This window comes from Williamsia sterculiae (assembly GCF_900156495.1).
GTDB lineage: Bacteria > Actinomycetota > Actinomycetes > Mycobacteriales > Mycobacteriaceae > Williamsia_B > Williamsia_B sterculiae.
On sequence record NZ_FTNT01000002.1, the window covers coordinates 534,247 to 550,195 of the forward strand.

At 67.8% G+C, this 15,949-nt stretch carries 15 protein-coding genes and 1 pseudogene; 9 read left to right on the plus strand and 7 right to left on the minus strand.

What is annotated here, in order from left to right; genetic code table 11:
• Window positions 1–23: 23 nt before the first annotated feature.
• Window positions 24–506 carry a Sec-independent protein translocase protein TatB gene (gene tatB / locus BW971_RS05295; RefSeq protein ID WP_076477167.1) on the plus strand — a complete coding sequence of 161 codons (483 nt, stop codon included), beginning with the start codon at window positions 24–26 and terminating at the stop codon, window positions 504–506.
• A 13-nt stretch (window positions 507–519) separates the two neighbouring features.
• Here the strand turns inward: tatB and BW971_RS05300 are convergent, their stop codons facing one another.
• The 4 genes and pseudogenes from BW971_RS05300 to BW971_RS05315 form a co-directional block, all read right to left on the minus strand.
• Window positions 520–1,662, minus strand: coding sequence for an Mrp/NBP35 family ATP-binding protein (locus BW971_RS05300; protein ID WP_076477169.1), 1,143 nt, complete (start codon window positions 1,660–1,662; stop codon window positions 520–522).
• Window positions 1,663–1,705: 43 nt separating this feature from the next.
• Window positions 1,706–3,721 carry a lytic murein transglycosylase gene (locus BW971_RS22135; protein ID WP_327200537.1) on the minus strand — a complete coding sequence of 672 codons (2,016 nt, stop codon included), beginning with the start codon at window positions 3,719–3,721 and terminating at the stop codon, window positions 1,706–1,708.
• Between the two features lie 388 nt (window positions 3,722–4,109).
• Window positions 4,110–4,640 (minus strand): annotated as a pseudogene (locus BW971_RS05310) (DUF1003 domain-containing protein); the annotation flags it as partial.
• Entirely contained in the window at window positions 4,637–5,944 is a 1,308-nt protein-coding gene (locus BW971_RS05315; RefSeq protein ID WP_076477171.1) for a magnesium transporter MgtE N-terminal domain-containing protein, read from the minus strand. The pseudogene BW971_RS05310 and the gene BW971_RS05315, both read right to left, overlap by 4 nt.
• A gap of 86 nt (window positions 5,945–6,030) precedes the next feature.
• Here BW971_RS05315 and BW971_RS05320 point away from each other — a divergent pair, with 86 nt between their 5' ends.
• From BW971_RS05320 to BW971_RS05340, 5 genes are all read left to right on the plus strand, one after another.
• Window positions 6,031–6,519, plus strand: coding sequence for a YflT domain-containing protein (locus BW971_RS05320; protein WP_076477173.1), 489 nt, complete (start codon window positions 6,031–6,033; stop codon window positions 6,517–6,519).
• 193 nt (window positions 6,520–6,712) lie between these two features.
• Complete coding sequence (locus BW971_RS05325) at window positions 6,713–8,176, plus strand: extracellular solute-binding protein (RefSeq protein ID WP_076477175.1); 1,464 nt, start codon at window positions 6,713–6,715, stop codon at window positions 8,174–8,176.
• A gap of 44 nt (window positions 8,177–8,220) precedes the next feature.
• Entirely contained in the window at window positions 8,221–9,207 is a 987-nt protein-coding gene (locus BW971_RS05330; protein ID WP_083709317.1) for a carbohydrate ABC transporter permease, read from the plus strand.
• A gap of 4 nt (window positions 9,208–9,211) precedes the next feature.
• Window positions 9,212–10,042 (plus strand): carbohydrate ABC transporter permease, encoded by an 831-nt coding sequence (locus BW971_RS05335; RefSeq protein ID WP_076477177.1) that lies wholly within the window; start codon window positions 9,212–9,214, stop codon window positions 10,040–10,042.
• A 2-nt stretch (window positions 10,043–10,044) separates the two neighbouring features.
• A complete protein-coding gene (locus BW971_RS05340) occupies window positions 10,045–11,217 on the plus strand; it encodes an ABC transporter ATP-binding protein (protein ID WP_076477179.1) in 1,173 nt (390 codons plus the stop codon).
• A 40-nt stretch (window positions 11,218–11,257) separates the two neighbouring features.
• On the opposite strand, the gene BW971_RS05345 is transcribed toward BW971_RS05340, so the two are convergent.
• Complete coding sequence (locus BW971_RS05345; protein WP_076477181.1) at window positions 11,258–12,118, minus strand: chromosome partitioning protein ParB; 861 nt, start codon at window positions 12,116–12,118, stop codon at window positions 11,258–11,260.
• On the minus strand, window positions 12,108–12,836 hold the full coding sequence (locus BW971_RS05350) for a metallophosphoesterase family protein (protein WP_076477183.1): 729 nt from the start codon (window positions 12,834–12,836) through the stop codon (window positions 12,108–12,110). The genes BW971_RS05345 and BW971_RS05350 overlap by 11 nt, the downstream gene beginning before the upstream one ends.
• A 72-nt stretch (window positions 12,837–12,908) precedes the next feature.
• Between BW971_RS05350 and BW971_RS05355 the strand changes: the two genes are divergently transcribed.
• A complete protein-coding gene (locus BW971_RS05355; RefSeq protein WP_076477185.1) occupies window positions 12,909–13,487 on the plus strand; it encodes a suppressor of fused domain protein in 579 nt (192 codons plus the stop codon).
• A 41-nt stretch (window positions 13,488–13,528) separates the two neighbouring features.
• On the opposite strand, the gene BW971_RS05360 is transcribed toward BW971_RS05355, so the two are convergent.
• Window positions 13,529–14,608: a magnesium and cobalt transport protein CorA gene (locus BW971_RS05360; RefSeq protein ID WP_076477187.1), complete on the minus strand. Its 1,080-nt coding sequence runs from the start codon at window positions 14,606–14,608 to the stop codon at window positions 13,529–13,531.
• Between the two features lie 97 nt (window positions 14,609–14,705).
• Between BW971_RS05360 and BW971_RS05365 the strand changes: the two genes are divergently transcribed.
• Both BW971_RS05365 and BW971_RS05370 read left to right on the plus strand, forming a co-directional pair.
• Window positions 14,706–15,326, plus strand: a complete 621-nt coding sequence (locus BW971_RS05365) for a MarC family protein (RefSeq protein ID WP_076477484.1) — start codon at window positions 14,706–14,708, stop codon at window positions 15,324–15,326.
• Window positions 15,313–15,936, plus strand: a complete 624-nt coding sequence (locus BW971_RS05370) for a hypothetical protein (RefSeq protein WP_076477189.1) — start codon at window positions 15,313–15,315, stop codon at window positions 15,934–15,936. The genes BW971_RS05365 and BW971_RS05370 overlap by 14 nt, the downstream gene beginning before the upstream one ends.
• Window positions 15,937–15,949 lie beyond the last annotated feature (13 nt).

The following is a 15,949-nucleotide window of genomic DNA, read 5'->3' on the forward strand; positions in this document are numbered from 1 at the left end:
CCGGGGGCGGTAGCCTGGGCATCGTGTTCAGCAGTGTGGGTTGGGGCGAACTGCTCGTCCTGTTGGTCGCGGGTCTCGTCATCCTCGGACCGGAGCGACTTCCCGGCGCGGTCAGCTGGACCATGCAGTCGATACGCAAGGCTCGCGAATACGCGACCGGCGCCACGGACGATCTCAAGAACGAACTGGGCGACGACTTCGAGGACCTCCGCAAGCCGTTGGCCGAACTCAACCAGCTGCGGGGGATGACCCCGCGGTCGATGATCACCAAACACCTGCTCGACGGTGACGACTCCATCTTCCGCGACTTCGAGGGCCGGCCGTTGGACCCGCCGGCCATCAAACCGGTGTCGGCCCCCATGCCGGGTGTCGCGAGTCCTGCGCCCGAGACGTCGTCCGTCCCGTCACCGTCCGCCCCGTCCGGGTCCGCGGCGCCGGTCGACCTCGGCAAAGCTGACGGCTCGGCCGGGGCAGGACGCAGTGTGGCGGACTGGGACGCGACCTAGCCTCGAACGTCGCTCACGACCGCGTCGTGTCGATGCCCAGGCTCATACCGGCGAGGCCACGACGCCGGACCGCCAGGCGGTCGGCGACCGCACGCAGCGCAGAGCCCGCGGACGACGCGGGCGCGGACAACACCAACGGCACCCCGGCGTCTCCGCCCTCCCGCAACGTCGGGTCCAGCGGGATCTGTCCGAGCAGTGGCACCTCCGCACCCACCGCGCGGCTGAGGCGTTCGGCGACCACCTCGCCGCCACCGGAGCCGAAGGGTTCCATGCGGGTGCCGTCGGGAAGTTCCATCCACGACATGTTCTCCACCACACCCAGGATTTTCTGCCGGGTCTGCAGAGCGATGGCACCCGCCCGTTCGGCGACCTCCGCGGCTGCCTGCTGCGGTGTGGTGACCACCAATATCTCGGCACCCGGGATCAGCTGGGCGATGGAGATGGCCACGTCACCGGTGCCCGGCGGGAGATCGAGCAGCAGGATGTCGAGATCGCCCCAGTAGACATCGGCCAGGAACTGCTGCAGCGCGCGGTGCAACATCGGCCCACGCCACACCACCGGGGTGTTGCCGCTGGTGAACTGGGCGATCGAGATGAACTTCACGCCGTGCGCACTCGGCGGCATGATCATCTTCTCCACCTGCGTGGGTTTCGCGTCGTTTCCCAGCATCCGGGGCACGGAATGACCGTAGATGTCGGCATCGAGCACCCCGACGGTCAGGCCCTTCTCGGCGAGTGCGGCGGCCAGGTTCACCGTCACACTCGACTTGCCCACCCCGCCCTTTCCGGAGGCCACCGCATAGACGCGGGTCAGCGAGCCGGGCTGGGCGAAGGGGATCACCGCCTCGGCCCGGTCACCGCGTAGCGATTTGCGCAACTCGGTCCGTTGGGCGTCGTCCATCACGTCGAGTTCGACGGCGATCGCGCCCACCCCGGCCACGTCGGCGACGGCGGTGGTCACTCGCTGGGTGATCTCGGTGCGCAGCGGACAGCCCGCCGTGGTCAGATAGATGCCGATGTCGACCGCACCGTCGGCAGCGATGTCGATGGACTTGACCATGCCCAGCTCGGTGATCGGTTTGCCGATCTCGGGGTCCGTCACACCGCTGAGCGCGGATCGGATCGTCGATTCGGTGGGCAACACGTCGGTACTCATCCCCACCAGACTATCGCCGTCCGCGGACGTCCCCGTGTCGCGGTCAGTGGGCGGGAGCCGAGGCGGGCACCTTCTGTGCCGGTTTCCTTGTCGCCGGAGGGGGCGGCGGGGGCAGCGTCGGCAGCTTGATGCAGACGATGAAGCACGGTGCCTGTGACGAGGGCGGCGTCACCGAGGAACTCGACCCCGAAGAATTCGGTGGAGAGGGACGCGGCGGCGCCGAACTCGACGAGGACTTCGACGACGAGGACGCCGAATCCTTCGGCGGCGCGACGCCCGCCGCCGACCCCGCGGGTGGCAACACCCCGATGGGGTTGGTCGGCATGGTTCCGGTCGAATAAGCGATGGCCCAGCCGATCACGTCGCTCACGTACTGCAACGAGTTGTTGTAGCGCAGGACCGCGGGAACCCTCTCGCCCACCGAGAAGATGTCCTTCACCCCCGCACACAGGTAGTTCCCGGCGGCCAGGGTGGCGTCGAAGATGTTGTTCGGATCGGCCTTGCCGTCACCGTTGCCGTCGGCACCCCATTTCGCCCAGGTGCTGGGGATGAACTGCATCGGACCCACCGCACGGTCGTGTCCGGCATCACCGTCGTATGCGCCCTTGTCGGTGTCATCGATGACCTCGTTGCCCGCCAGGGTTCCGTTCAGCACCGGTCCGAGGATCGGCTGCAACGTTGTCCCGGCGGCGTCGACGGCGCCGTTGTCCGCGTGACCGGATTCGATCCGGCCGATGCCTGCGAGCAGGAACCACGGGAGTTTGCACGCCGGGTCCTCGGCGCCGACCCGATCGGCGGCGAGTTTGTAGGCCTGCAGCACGATGCCGGGGATGCCCAGTGGACCGGACGGCAGGTTGACGATGGCTCCCGCGGCACCCGCGGTCGCGCCGCCGCCGGCACCGGTCCCCAGGATCGCGGCAGCACCCATCGGGGCCGCCGGTGGTGCGAAACCGCTCAGCGATGCCTGCGTACCCCCGTCGACCACCGCGGCCAGCGGGGTCGCCTTCTCGGCGGCGGTGACGCGGACCGGTGCGAGTTGAGCGCTCGACGAGGTCGCGGCCAACAACCCCGCCCCGATCAGTGCGCTGAGCACGCCGACGATCGCGACCTTCGGGACGCCCAGCCGACGTCCGTCGCGCTCGTCGGGGTCCACGGCGTCGGGATCCGGGTCGAAGTCGGAGAAGTCCTCGTGGTCGTAGAAGAAGTAGTCGTCGGGGTCGGTGGCGGCGTCGACCGTGGTCCACTCGTCGTCGGCGCCGAGTGGGGGATCGGCGACAGGGGCCAGCTGTGTGGTCTCGGCCTCGTAAGCGCTGTAGGCGACGGGACCGAACACCTCGGTGGGTGCGTCGACAGGGTCGGCGAGCGAAACCGATTCGGCGGCGGGCGCGTCGGCCTCGGTCGGCGTGTCATCGGCCGACGCGGCCTCGGTGGCCGAGGCCTCGTCGTCGATCGCGACGACGGGCACCGTCTCGCCGGTCTCGTCCGCCTCGGCGGCGTCCGGTGTTTCACCGCCGGCGACCGGGGTGATGTCGTCCTGGGGCTCGTCCGCCTCATCGGCGACCCCTGGGGTCTCGGATGACTTCTCGGTGGTGCACTCGGTCGCGACTGTCTCGGTCGGTGTCTCGTCCGCCTCGGCGACGTCGGCGGCAGGCGCGTGCGCATCATTCGGTTCGACGGCGTCGACCACAGCAGGGACCGGCTCGCCACCCGCACCTGCCACGTCGTCCGGGACCTCGGCCGGCTCGTCGGTGTCGGCAGGGGACTCGGCCGCCTCGTCGGCATCGGCCTCGACCGACCCCTGGTCTGCCTCATCCGCCTCGGCTGACACGTCCGTCTCCGGCTCTGCCGACACACCCGCCCCCGGCTCGTCCGTGGCAGCCACGGTGGTCGGCCGGTCGTCGGGGATCGCTGTCACCGACTCGTGGTCATCGAGCGCGGTGTCGACGGTGTGGTCGTCAGGGGACCCGTCGGGGCCGACGGGTCGGTCTACGTCCTTCGGGGTGGTGTCGTCGCTGTTCGAAGGCGCGCTGAAACGGCGCCACCACCGGCTCGGTCCCACCAGACAACTCCCAACGTCGAAGTCCACATCTCCGGTGAGGTCGGTTCCGGCCCCCTGCCCGTCGCGAGTCTGTCACTGCGCGAAGCGAATCGACCTGTCAACACCGGAGCCTGCGCTCCGTTCCGGACGGTTCTATCAGTCCTTGTGACTCACACTACATACGCGGGCACGATGCGTTGCGGAAAGTCTCAAATGTCCTCCCTGACCCAGTCGTCGCAGCAGCAGCGCCCGTTACTCGGCTCACACAGAAGGGTCAACGGGCGTCGTGGCGATCGAGATCGCGCACCTCGGTGCCGTCCGGCGACCCCGCACCCGACGACCCGTTCTGCTTCGCGGCCTTCTTGGCATCGGCCTTGTTCTTGGTGCCCTTCTTCGACTCCGACCGGTGTCGCGGATCGTCACGGGACTCCGGATGCGGATCCCCGTCATCGGTGTCGAGGCGTTTGGTGAGCTCCCCGAGGAGGTCGTCGAGCTCTTTGCGCAGGTAGTCGCGGGTGACGGTGTCGCCGACGGCCAGCCGTACCGCGGCCAGCTCACGGGCGAGGAACTCGGTGTCCGCCTTGGTCTGCTCGGCGCGCAGCCGGTCCTCCTCCAACGCCACCCGGTCGCGGTTCTCCTGGCGGTTCTGGGCCAGCAGGATCAACGGCGCCGCGTAGGCGGCCTGGGTGGAGAAGGCCAGGTTCAGCAGGATGAAGGGGTAGGGGTCCCAGCGGATGGAGACCGCGGCCAGGTTCAACCCGATCCAGACCACGACGATCACCGTCTGGATCGCCAGATACCGACCGGTGCCGAGGAACCGCGCGATCCGCTCGCTGTAGACGCCGATGGCATCGGTGTTGACGTTGAGGCGCAACCCTCGACGCTGGCGTGGCGTGTCCAGACGGCGCCCGGCGGTGCTGCTGGTGCGTTCCGGGCTCATCGGCTCACGCCGCTCGGCTGGGTGCCCATCTCCGAGACCTTCGTCTCGTTCTCACGCCAGTCCTCGGGCAGCAGGTGGTCCAGCAGGTCGTCCACCGTCACCGCGCCGACCAGGTGATCGTCCTCGTCGACCACCGGACCACACACCAGGTTGTAGGTGGCGAAGTATCGGGTGACGGTGTCCATGTCGTCCTCCGGGCTCAGGGTGGCCAGGTCCGCGTCGACGATCCCGCCGACGAGGTTCGCCGGGGGTTCACGCAGCAACGCCTGCAGGTGGACACAGCCGAGGTACTTGCCGGTCGGGGTGGCGGTGGGCGGACGTACCACGAAGGTGAGGCTCGCGGACGCCGGGGTGAGATCGGGGTTGCGGGCACGGGCCAGCGCCTCGGCGACGGTGGTGCTCGCCGTCACCACCAGCGGTTCGGGGGTCATCAGTCCGCCCGCGGTGTCGGGTTCGTGCACCATCAGGCGGCGGACCGGCTCGGACTCCTGGGGATCCATCCGTTGCAGCAGGGCCTCGGCCTCGGTGGCAGGCAGTTCGCGCAACAGGTCGGCCGCGTCGTCGGGGTCCATCGCCTCCAACACGTCGGCCGCCCGCTCCACCTCCAGATGGGTCAGCAGGTCGGTCTGGTCGTCGCTGGGGAGTTCCTGCACCACGTCGGCGAGGCGCTCGTCGTCCAGGGCGTTGGCGATCTCCTGACGCCGCTTGCTCGGCAGCTCGCGCAACGCATTCGCCACGTCCGCCGCACGCATACCCTCGAACTGCGACAAAACCTGCGCCACACCCTGGTTGGGGAGTTGCAGCGAGCTGTGGGTCAGACCCCGGACATTGGTCCAGTCCACCACGTGGGTCTGCGCCCGCCGACCGAGCCGCGACCGCCCGCCGCGCACCGCTATCCGGTTGACCACCCAGTCCCGTGTGCGGGTGCGTTCGATGGCCAGATCGACGATCGTGAGGTCGACGTCGCGCAGGTTGGGCAGGTCGGGGTCGTCGACGCGAACCCGTGAGTCCAGGACCTGTCCGATGGCCAACGCCTCGCCGGTCCGCAGGTTCAGCCGCCGTAGGCTCACCGTTCCGGTGTTCAGGGTGACCGAGGTCGGTTCGATGGCGGTGACGCGGAGCATGGGCACGAAGATCCGTCGTCGGGTGGTGAGCTCCACCGCCAACCCCAGCACCCGCGGCGGCTGGCCACCGGTGCGGATGGCGATGACCAGGTCACGCACCCGACCGATCGACTCACCGTCGGGACCGAGTACCGCGAGGCCGACGAGCCGTGCCACGAACGCCTTGCTCACCACTGCCATGGCAGTAAGGGTAATAGTGGGGGGTGCACCCTCTCGTGCCCACCGAGACCGTGGGCACGATCGCCCAGCACAGGAGCGCAGTAGAGATGACCAACCCGATGCGACCGGGAACGCGCGCCACACCGGGTCTGCCGACCCCGCCGAGGGGCTGGCCGATCGGCTCGTACGCCACCTACGCCGAGGCGCAGCGTGCCGTCGACTACCTGTCCGACGAGACTTTCCCGGTGGAGGACGTGACCATCGTCGGGGTGGACCTGATGCAGGTCGAGCGGGTGTTGGGTCGACTCACCTGGGCCAAGGTCGTCGGTGGCGGCATCGTCTCCGGTGCCTGGCTCGGCCTGTTCTTCGGACTGATGGTCAGCCTGGTCACCGGGCACGCGCTGGTGCCCATCCTGTTCGGGCTGATCGGCGGTGTGGTGTTCGGGGCGATCAGCACGTCCATCCCGTACGCCGCCACCCGCGGCCAACGCGACTTCGCCTCCACGATGCAACTCGTCGCCGGTCGTTACGACGTGATCTGTGATCCGAAGAGTGCCGAACGGGCCCGCGACATGCTCTCTCGCTTGACCATCTGACCGACGGGTCGACCGCTCCCCGCGCCGGTGAACGGTTCCGTACCGGCGATGACCAGGTCTGCGTTCGGTATCGAGTTGGCACGATCATCCCGAATGTGTTGCGTGTCACTATGCGGTGTCTATAAGTTACCCGCAGACATCCATCGGGGCATCGTCTGGCAACACCTGCATGCCCGCCAGGCAAGGAGGCTGCATGCAGTCCAGGTACGGGGTGCAGTCCGTGAAGGGCAGCCGTCCGCGGGGCCGGATCGCCCTCGCCGCGGTGGCCGCTGCGGCGGTGCTGCCGTTGGTGAGCGCCTGCGGTTCCGACTCGTCGCGCGGGACCATCAACATCTACCCGCCCGCCGACGGGGCCAAGTTCATCGAACAGGCGGCGCAGACCTGCAGTGCGAACTCCGGTGGGAAGTACAAGATCGTCACCCACCCGCTGCCCAAGGCCGCCGACGACCAGCGGTTGCAACTGGCCCGACGACTGGCGGGCAACGACCACTCCCTGGACCTGATGGGGATGGACGTGGTGTGGACCGCCGAGTTCGCCGATGCGGGGTGGGTGGCCAAGGTGCCCGATGCACTGGCGGCGAAGGTGAAGAAGGACACGCTGGGCGGCCCGCTGGAGACGGCCCTGTGGAAAACCAAGGACGACAAGGACAAGACCCTCTACGCCATCCCGACGTGGACCAACACCCAGCTGCTGTGGTTTCGCCCGGATGTGTTGAAGAAGTACACGGGCTCTGCCACCCCACCACAGACCTGGGACCAGCTGCTGGCCGAGAACAAGAAGATCACCGCGGCGGGCGGACCGAGCTATGTGATGGTGCAGGGCAAGCAGTACGAGGGCCTGATGGTCTGGTTCAACTCGGTGCTCGCCAGTGCCGGTGGGCAGGTCGTCGACCCCGACGATGCGAGCAAGCAGACCCTGAACGACACCCCCGAGCATCGCGCGGCCACGGTCAAGGCTCTGCAGATCCTCAAGGCGGTGGCCACCGCACCGGGCCACGATCCGTCGATCACCAACAGCGACGAGAGCGCCGCCCGGTTGGGAATGGAGAACGGCAGCGCCACCTTCGAGATCAACTACCCCTTCGTGTTCCCCTCGATGCGCTCCAATGCCGCCGCCGGTGACGTCGCCTTCTTCCCGGAGATGGCGCAGAAGTACGGAAAACTGCTGGGCGATCCCGACAACTCGCCGCCGGACAAGGAACTCGGTCCGGCCAACAACCTGGTGCGCACCAAGTTCGACTTCGGGTTGTACCCGGGAGTGAAACAGGGTGAACGGCCGCGCAGCACACCCGGTGGCGTGAACATCGCGGTGGCCAGCACCTCGCAGCAGAAGGACCTCGCCTTCACAGCCGCCCAATGTCTGACCGACACCGATTCCCAACGTCTGTACGCGGTCAGTGGTGGCACCCCGCCCACGCTGGCCTCGCTGTACGCCGACGCGGACTTCAAGGCCGCCTACCCGATGGGGGAGAAGATCAAGGAACAGCTGGAATCGGGTGTCGCCGCTCCGCGACCTGCATCGCCGCAGTACCAGGCGATCTCGACGCTGCTCACCGCCAAGCTGAGCCCGGTGGGGTCGTGGGACCCCAACACACTCGTCGACCAACTCGCCGACGTCGTCAACGCCGCCATCGACGGTAAGGGGCTGATCCCGTGACCACAGCCGACGCAGCCGGAGAGTCGCATCGCGGCCGCCACGCGATGCCCGACGAGCTCAGTCCACGAGGCACCTCCACCGCCGTGGCGGGTGCCGGCCGACCGGGTGCACGTGCCGCCGCGACCAGGGGCGACGGGGCGGGTAAGCCGGTCCTCAGTGAGGGCAAGAGGGCCGAACGCCGACTGGGTCTCTGGCTCATCGCCCCTGCCGCGGTGTTGATGCTGGTGGTCACCGGATACCCGATCGCCTACGCCTTCTACCTCAGCCTGTTCAAGGCCAGCTTGTCGGCGCCGGGGGAGAACAAGTTCATCTGGTTCTCCAACTACGGGGCGGCGCTCAGCGACGGGTACTGGTGGACCGCACTCGGCATCACCCTGTTCATCACCGTGGTCTCGGTGGCCATCGAATTGGTCCTCGGACTGGCCATCGCGATCGTCATGCACCGCACCATCTTCGGCCGTGGACTGATCCGCACCGTGGTGCTCATCCCGTACGGCATCGTCACCGCCGCGGCTGCGTTCTCGTGGTACTACGCGTGGACTCCCGACACCGGATATCTCGCCAACCTGCTGCCCACCGGCAGTGCACCGCTGACCGAACAGTGGCCGTCGTTGTTCATCATCATCCTGGCCGAGGTCTGGAAGACCACCCCGTTCATGGCGTTGCTGCTGCTCGCCGGGTTGGCCCTGGTCCCCGACGATCTGCAGAAGGCGGCTCAGGTGGACGGGGCCGGGGTGTGGACGCGACTGTTCCGCATCACGTTGCCGCTGATGAAGCCCGCGATCCTGGTGGCGCTGCTGTTCCGCACCCTGGACGCGTTCCGGGTCTTCGACAACATCTACGTCCTTACGGCGGGCAACAACAAGACCGCGTCGGTGTCGATGTTGGGGTACTCCAACCTGTTCAAGGCGTTCAACCTCGGCGTGGGGTCGGCCATCAGCGTGCTGATCTTCATCTGCGTGGCCATCATCGCGTTCCTGTTCATCAAGGGTTTCGGGGCCTCGGCCCCCGGCGCCGAAGACGGAAGGTAAGCCCGTGAACAACACCCCGGGGCGCAAGGTCTGGTGGACGATCGTCAACCTGCTCGTCGTGCTGTACGCGCTCATCCCGGTCCTGTGGATCATCAGCCTGTCGTTCAAGACGCCGGGTACCGTCACCGACGGCAACCCGATCCCCACCAAGTGGACCCTGGAGAACTACACCGGCATCTTCTCCACCGACGACTTCACCAGTGCGCTGATCAACTCGATCGGCATCGGGTTGATCACCACCCTGATCGCAGTGGTCCTGGGCACCGTCGCCGCCTACGCTGTTGCCCGACTCGACTTCCCGGGAAAGAAGGCGTTCATCGGGGTGACCTTGCTGATCGCGATGTTCCCGCAGATCTCCCTGGTCACGCCGATGTTCAACATCGAGCGGGCGGTCGGACTGTTCGACACCTGGGCCGGTGTCATCATCCCCTACATCACCTTCGCTCTGCCGTTGGCGGTGTACACGCTCACCGCGTTCTTCCGTGAGATCCCGTGGGAGCTCGAGAAAGCCGCGAAGATGGACGGCGCCACGCCGGCCCAGGCGTTCCGTCGCGTGGTGGCGCCGCTGGCCGCGCCGGGTATCGTCACCGCGGCAATCCTCGTGTTCATCTTCGCCTGGAACGACCTGCTGCTCGCCCTGGCACTGACCTCGACCACCAACTCCATCACCGCTCCGGTCATGATCACCAACTTCACCGGCAGCAGTCAGTTCGAGGAGCCGACCGGTTCGATCGCCGCCGCCGCGGTGATCATCACCATCCCGATCGTCGTCTTCGTCCTCTTTTTCCAACGTCGTATCGTCGCCGGCCTGACCTCCGGCGCTGTGAAGGGATAACCATGGCCGACATCGTCCTGGACAAGGTGAGCAAGACCTACGCCGATGGTTCGCCCGCGGTCAGTGAGGTCAGCATCGACATCGCCGACGGCGAGTTCATCATCCTGGTGGGGCCCTCCGGTTGCGGAAAGTCCACCACTCTCAACATGATCGCCGGTCTCGAGGACATCAGCTCGGGTGAGCTCCGCATCGACGGCGACCGGGTCAACGAGAGGGCGCCCAAGGACCGCGACATCGCGATGGTGTTCCAGAGTTATGCGTTGTACCCGCACATGACCGTGCGCGAGAACATCGCGTTCCCGCTGACGCTGGCCAAACTGTCGAAGAAGGACATCGCCGCCAAGGTCGACGAGGCCGCGAAGATCCTGGATCTCGGCCAGTACCTGGACCGCAAACCGTCCAACCTCTCCGGTGGTCAACGCCAGCGCGTGGCCATGGGCCGGGCGATCGTGCGCTCGCCCAAGGCCTTCCTGATGGACGAGCCCCTGTCGAACCTCGATGCCAAGCTCCGCGTGCAGATGCGCACCGAGATCTCCCGGTTGCAGCAACGACTGGGCACCACCACGGTCTACGTCACCCACGACCAGACCGAGGCGATGACCCTGGGGGACCGGGTGGTGGTGTTGCGCGGCGGCCACGTGCAGCAGATCGGTTCCCCAGCGGAGCTGTACAACGACCCGGAGAACCTCTTCGTCGCCGGGTTCATCGGATCCCCGGCGATGAACTTCCTTCCCGGGCGGCTCACCGCCGACGGTGTGGACACCGCGATCGGCACCATCCGGGTGCCGGATCACCAGCGGGTGGTCGACAACGCGAATCGGTTGCGCGGTAACGGCGAGGTCCTCATCGGGCTGCGTCCCGAACACCTCGAGGACGCCGCGCTGATCGACTCCGTGGCCCGCGGCCGCGGCCAGTCCTTCGATGTGAAGGTGGAGGTGTTGGAGTCGATGGGATCGGACAACTACGCCTATTTCACCGTCGAGGACGCCCGCGCCTCCAGCTCGGCGCTGGCCGAGCTGTCGGCGGACGCCGGCGCGGAGCTGGGTACCGGCCAGATGATCGCCCGGTTGTCGCCGGAGTCGACGATCAGCAAGGGCAACACCGCGACGCTCTTCTTCGACCCGGCCAAGGTGGCGATCTTCGACCAGGAATCCGGGCACAACCTGCGGCGGTGACCCGCGGCAAGCCATCCAGGTCGGCGTCCGCGGGTCAGCATCAACCCCGGCGCCGCCTGCGCGGCAGGGTGCGTAGCTCCTCGATCACCTCGTCGTCCCAGACGTGCTTGCGCACCAAGCGATATCGCTCGCAGGCCAGGCGCATGTACAACTCTGCGTCGCTGGTGACCTCGGGCAGGATCTCCGCGCGCCTGGCCATTCGGACCACCGGGAGGAACTCCTCGCCGAACCACCGCCGCGCCGCCTCGGTGCGGCCGACGAACTCGCCGATCTCCTGCGACAACCGGAAACCCCACGCCTCGATGTTCTCGGCGAGCTCGGCGTAGTCCTCGGCGTCCTCCAGTGCGATCGCCTCGGCCTGCCGCCCTGCCAGCGGGACCCGCGACAGGAACAGCCTGCGCATGTCCTTGAGCACCAGATCCGAACGGCCGCTGATGCCGTCGGCGGACACTCGGGTCAGGATCTCCGTGACGTAGGCGTCGATGACCGCGTCGCTGCGGGCGATGGCGATCGACACCCGGTGGTGACCGTCGATGACGAAGTACATCGAGCCCACCTTGTACAGCTGGATGGGTGGCACCGACTCACCGCGTCGCTGTGCGGCCGCCAAACGCTGCCAGCGCGCGCGGACCCGGGCCGACGTGGGACGGAAGTAGCGGTCGAAGTCACCCGTCCTGTCCACGCTGCCGACGATGGCGTCGACCGGGACCGATTGCAGCCCCAGCGATCTCTCGCTCACCCGGCCGACCGCACGGACCACGTCGTCGAACGGCAGCACCGTGGTGACGTCGCGCGGTTGCCGGGTGAACCAGGCCGCCAATCGTGCGAGCTCGGCGCGCCTGCGTAGCCTGCTGAAGTCGTTCTCGGCATCGGCGTCGGGAAATCCGGTGTCACGCGCCATGTCGCCGCCGTTCGATGGTGATGTCCCGGCCGCCGGGTTCGATGTCGAACAGGCAGTAGCCCACCGTGTTCACGCGGTGCGTCACCGTTCGGCCGCTGCCATCGCGGCCGGGCAACGGGATGTCCGCCTCCGTCGGGCGGCTACCGTAGGGGTGGATGTGGCCGTGCAGCAACAACTGTGGGCGCAGGGCCCGGATCAACGGTAGAAAACAGACGAATCCGCGATGCGGGCCGTCGTCGCCGTCACCGTGCCCCCGCGGCGGCGAGTGGGTGAGCAGTACGTCCACCGGGCCTGGTGACCACCGGATGCGGTCGACGCGTTGCCGCCACCGCAGGCCCCGGCTGCGCCGACGCTGAGCACCCTCCCGGTATTGGTTGGGACCGGTGTTGTAGCGGATACACCCGCCGAGCCCGGCGATCCGCAGACCCCCGACGGTCACGATGCGACCGTCGGCGTTCACCGCGCCCGCGGGCCCCGGATCGACGCTGGGCAGACCGGCTCGCGTCCACCCGGTGCGCCCGCGCCGGTACCCCGACAGGTCGGGGTCGTGGTTGCCGGGGACGAACACCAGCGGCACGTCGCACTTGATCATCAGAAGCTCAAGGTAGTCGAACGGCAGGTCGCCGGCGGCGAGAACGAGATCGGGGGCCATGGCCTGGGCAGATCCCAGCATGAGACTGTCGACGACCTCGTCGGACACCGACAACACCCGCACCATGAGGTACCACCTTAGGGTCGCCGCACGGTGGTGGGCGTGGGCCACCCGGCGACGTGCGGGTTTACTGGGGTCATGTCGGACGAGGTGACCGTGTTGGTCGAGCGGACGTTGCGAGCGGCCATCGGCGGTGAACCGCAGCGTGCGTCGGTGACCTTCGTCGGGGTCGAACCGATCGATGTACTCCGCTTTGTCCACGGTGACGAGTTGGTGTTCGCGACGGTGGGGTGTGCCCGCCACCCGATGGGGGATCCCGCCGACCTGCTCGCCGACCCCGACCGGGGCCCGCGGGCGGAGCTCGTGGTGCGGATGCGCGCCAGCGGCCCGTTGCGCGGGCTGCACCGCACACTGGCCACCGTCGCGGCCGCCCCCGCCGTGGAGGGGTTGGTGCTCACCCCGGACGCGCTCCTCGACATCGGTGAAACCGCCTGGGAGGGATCGTCGTTCAGCGCCTTCCTACTCGCCGAGGACACCGTCGGTCCGTGTGTGTTGGCCGAGCCGCGCGAGGCCGTGCAATTCCTGCGGGCCGTACCCATCACCGCCAACGAGGCGGCGTGGGTCCGGCTGAAGGGGGCCGAGGCGTTGCGGCAGGCGTGGGACGAGGCGGGCATCGATGACACGGATCCGAACCGGGCGTCCGCGAATCCTCGATGATCGGTGAGGAGAACTGACGGCCCGATCCGCGGCGAGCAGCCTCAGAGCCAGTGGTTCTTGCGGAAGGTCTTCCAGAGGAACACGCACACCACCACCAACGCGCACATCAGCACCGGATAGTAGTAGTGGATCTTCAGCTCGGGCATGAAGTCGAAGTTCATCCCGTAGATCCCCGCGACCATCGTGGGGACGGAGGCGATGGCCACCCAGGCGCTGATCTTGCGCATGTCGGTGCTCTGCTGGATGTTCACTTTGGCCTGACCGGCGTCCAGCAGTGAGCTGAGCACCTCGTCGTATCCGGTGATGCGTTCGGTGACCGCCGTGTGGTGGTCCTGGACGTCGCGGAAGTACCGGCGCACCTCCTTGGGCATCAGATCGTTGTCGGGGGAGGTGAGCCGTTGCAGCGGGACGGCCAACGGGCCGATGGCGCGCCGGAGTTCCATGATCTCGCGCTTGAGCAGGTAGATCGGTTCGATCTCCACCCACCCGCGCTTGGGCGCGAAGATGTTGTCCTCCGCGGAGTCGACGTCGGTCTCGAAGTCCTCCGCCACCTCGACGTAGGTGTCCACCACATGGTCGGCGATGCGGTGCATGACCGCGGTGGGCCCCAGCTCCAGCAGCTGAGGACGGCGCTCCAGCGACGCCCGCACCCCGGTCAGCTGGGTGTGGTCGCCGTGGCGCACGGTGATGACGAAGTCCGGCCCACAGAAGACCATGATCTCACCCGTCTCGACCACTTCACTGGCAGCCTCGATGGACTCGTGCGGTACATAGCTGACCGTCTTGAGAACCAGGAACAGGGTGTCGTCGTAGCGTTCCAGCTTGGGCCGCTGATGGGCCTGCACCGCGTCCTCGACCATCAGCTCGTGGAGGCCGAAGGTCTGCGCGACACCTTCCATCTGTCCCGCGTCGGGTGAGTGCAACCCCAACCAGACGTAGCCGCGGCCCTTCTCGCGGACGATGGCCAGCGCGTGCTGGTAGGAGTGGTTGCCCGGTTGTCGGTGACCGTCTATGTACACCCCGCAGTCGACCACCGCGCGGGAGGCGGGGATGGGGATGTGTGGCGCATGAACCCGCGAACGGCGACCACCCGACGGCCGCAGGGAGGGTAGTGACGGCATCGGCAACTCCTCGTGACATGCCGATGTGCGGTGCATCGGCGACGCCGTGATGGTACCGAGTTGGATGCACGGGCACCGCCTGAGAGACTCGACTCCCGTGAGCTTCGACATGACCGTCTACACGACCGTTGTGATCACACTTCTCGTCATCATGGACCCGCCCGGACAGGTGCCGATCTTCCTGAGCCTGGTCGGCCACCGCACCCCGCAGGTCCGCAACCGCGCGGCTTTCCAGGCACCCGCGGTCAGCCTGCTGGTGATCAGCACCTTCGCCCTCGGCGGCAAGTTCATCCTGAACTACCTGCACATCGGGATCCCGGCGCTGCAGGGCGCGGGGGGTCTGCTGTTGCTGCTGGTGGCGCTGCAGTTGCTCACCGGCAGCGGTGGTGCCTCCAACCCGCAGGCCTCCGACGACGTCAACGTCGCACTGGTGCCACTGGGCACCCCTCTGCTGGCCGGACCGGGAGCGATCGCGGCGGTCATCGTGGCGGTGTCGCAGGCCGACGGGTCGGCGTCGGGGTACCTGGCCATCGCCACGGCGATCGTCACCGTGCACATCGTCCTGGTGGTGGTGTTGCGCTTCTCCACCGTTCTCATCAGGGTGCTGGGGGTCGGGGGCATCACCCTGGTCGCCAAGGTCGCCGGTCTGCTGCTCGCGGCGATCGCGGTCCAGCTGATCGCCAACTCCGTCACGGGATTCGTCCATGCCGCCCACTGACCGCAACCGCGGATGGGTGATCCCCCTGGTGGTGTGCGCCCTCCTGATCTGCGCGGGCTGCTCCACCCGGCCCTCGTCCACCGACGGCCTGGTTCTCGGGTCGGCGCCCGCAACGGGGTTGCGTATCACCGCGCAGATCTACGCGGGCGTGCTGAGGCATGCCGGTGCGCGCGTCGCCGACGACCTCCGGACCCGCGACGAGGCGGGTCTGCTCGACGAGGTCGCGACCGGGCGCCTGGACCTGTTCCCGACGTTCACCGGGGACGCGTTGACGAGCCTCACCCCGCCGTCGTCGGTCGCCTCGGCGACCGCATCACCCACGCCGTCCGGCGCAGACGACGGGGTGGACGCTCGCTACGTCGCGCTCAACGAGTCGCTGCCGCAAGGTGTCACGGCGGGCGACGCGACCCCGGTCCGCGACGATGCCGGTGACAGCCTGGTACCCGTCTACCGCTCCGCGGTGCTGAGCCGTGAACAGGTGCGCGCCGTCAACCAGGTCGCCGGAGAACTGACCACCGCCGATCTGGAGGCGATGGTCACCTCGGTGGACTCCGGTCGTACCGACACCACACAGGCCGCGTCCACCTGGTTGGGTGAACACGGCCTGTGATCGTCGCGTGGAC

Coding starts and splice junctions, on each gene's coding strand:
- BW971_RS05315 (WP_076477171.1), bottom strand. CDS start 5,944: ATGGCAGTGGTGAGCAAGGCGTTCGTGGCACGGCTCGTCGGCCTCGCG.
- BW971_RS05355 (WP_076477185.1), top strand. CDS start 12,909: ATGTCGGACGAGGTGACCGTGTTGGTCGAGCGGACGTTGCGAGCGGCC.
- BW971_RS05345 (WP_076477181.1), bottom strand. CDS start 12,118: ATGGCGCGTGACACCGGATTTCCCGACGCCGATGCCGAGAACGACTTC.
- BW971_RS05300 (WP_076477169.1), bottom strand. CDS start 1,662: ATGAGTACCGACGTGTTGCCCACCGAATCGACGATCCGATCCGCGCTC.
- BW971_RS05350 (WP_076477183.1), bottom strand. CDS start 12,836: ATGGTGCGGGTGTTGTCGGTGTCCGACGAGGTCGTCGACAGTCTCATG.
- BW971_RS05320 (WP_076477173.1), top strand. CDS start 6,031: ATGACCAACCCGATGCGACCGGGAACGCGCGCCACACCGGGTCTGCCG.
- BW971_RS05340 (WP_076477179.1), top strand. CDS start 10,045: ATGGCCGACATCGTCCTGGACAAGGTGAGCAAGACCTACGCCGATGGT.
- BW971_RS05325 (WP_076477175.1), top strand. CDS start 6,713: ATGCAGTCCAGGTACGGGGTGCAGTCCGTGAAGGGCAGCCGTCCGCGG.
- BW971_RS05360 (WP_076477187.1), bottom strand. CDS start 14,608: ATGCCGTCACTACCCTCCCTGCGGCCGTCGGGTGGTCGCCGTTCGCGG.
- BW971_RS05330 (WP_083709317.1), top strand. CDS start 8,221: ATGCCCGACGAGCTCAGTCCACGAGGCACCTCCACCGCCGTGGCGGGT.
- BW971_RS05370 (WP_076477189.1), top strand. CDS start 15,313: ATGCCGCCCACTGACCGCAACCGCGGATGGGTGATCCCCCTGGTGGTG.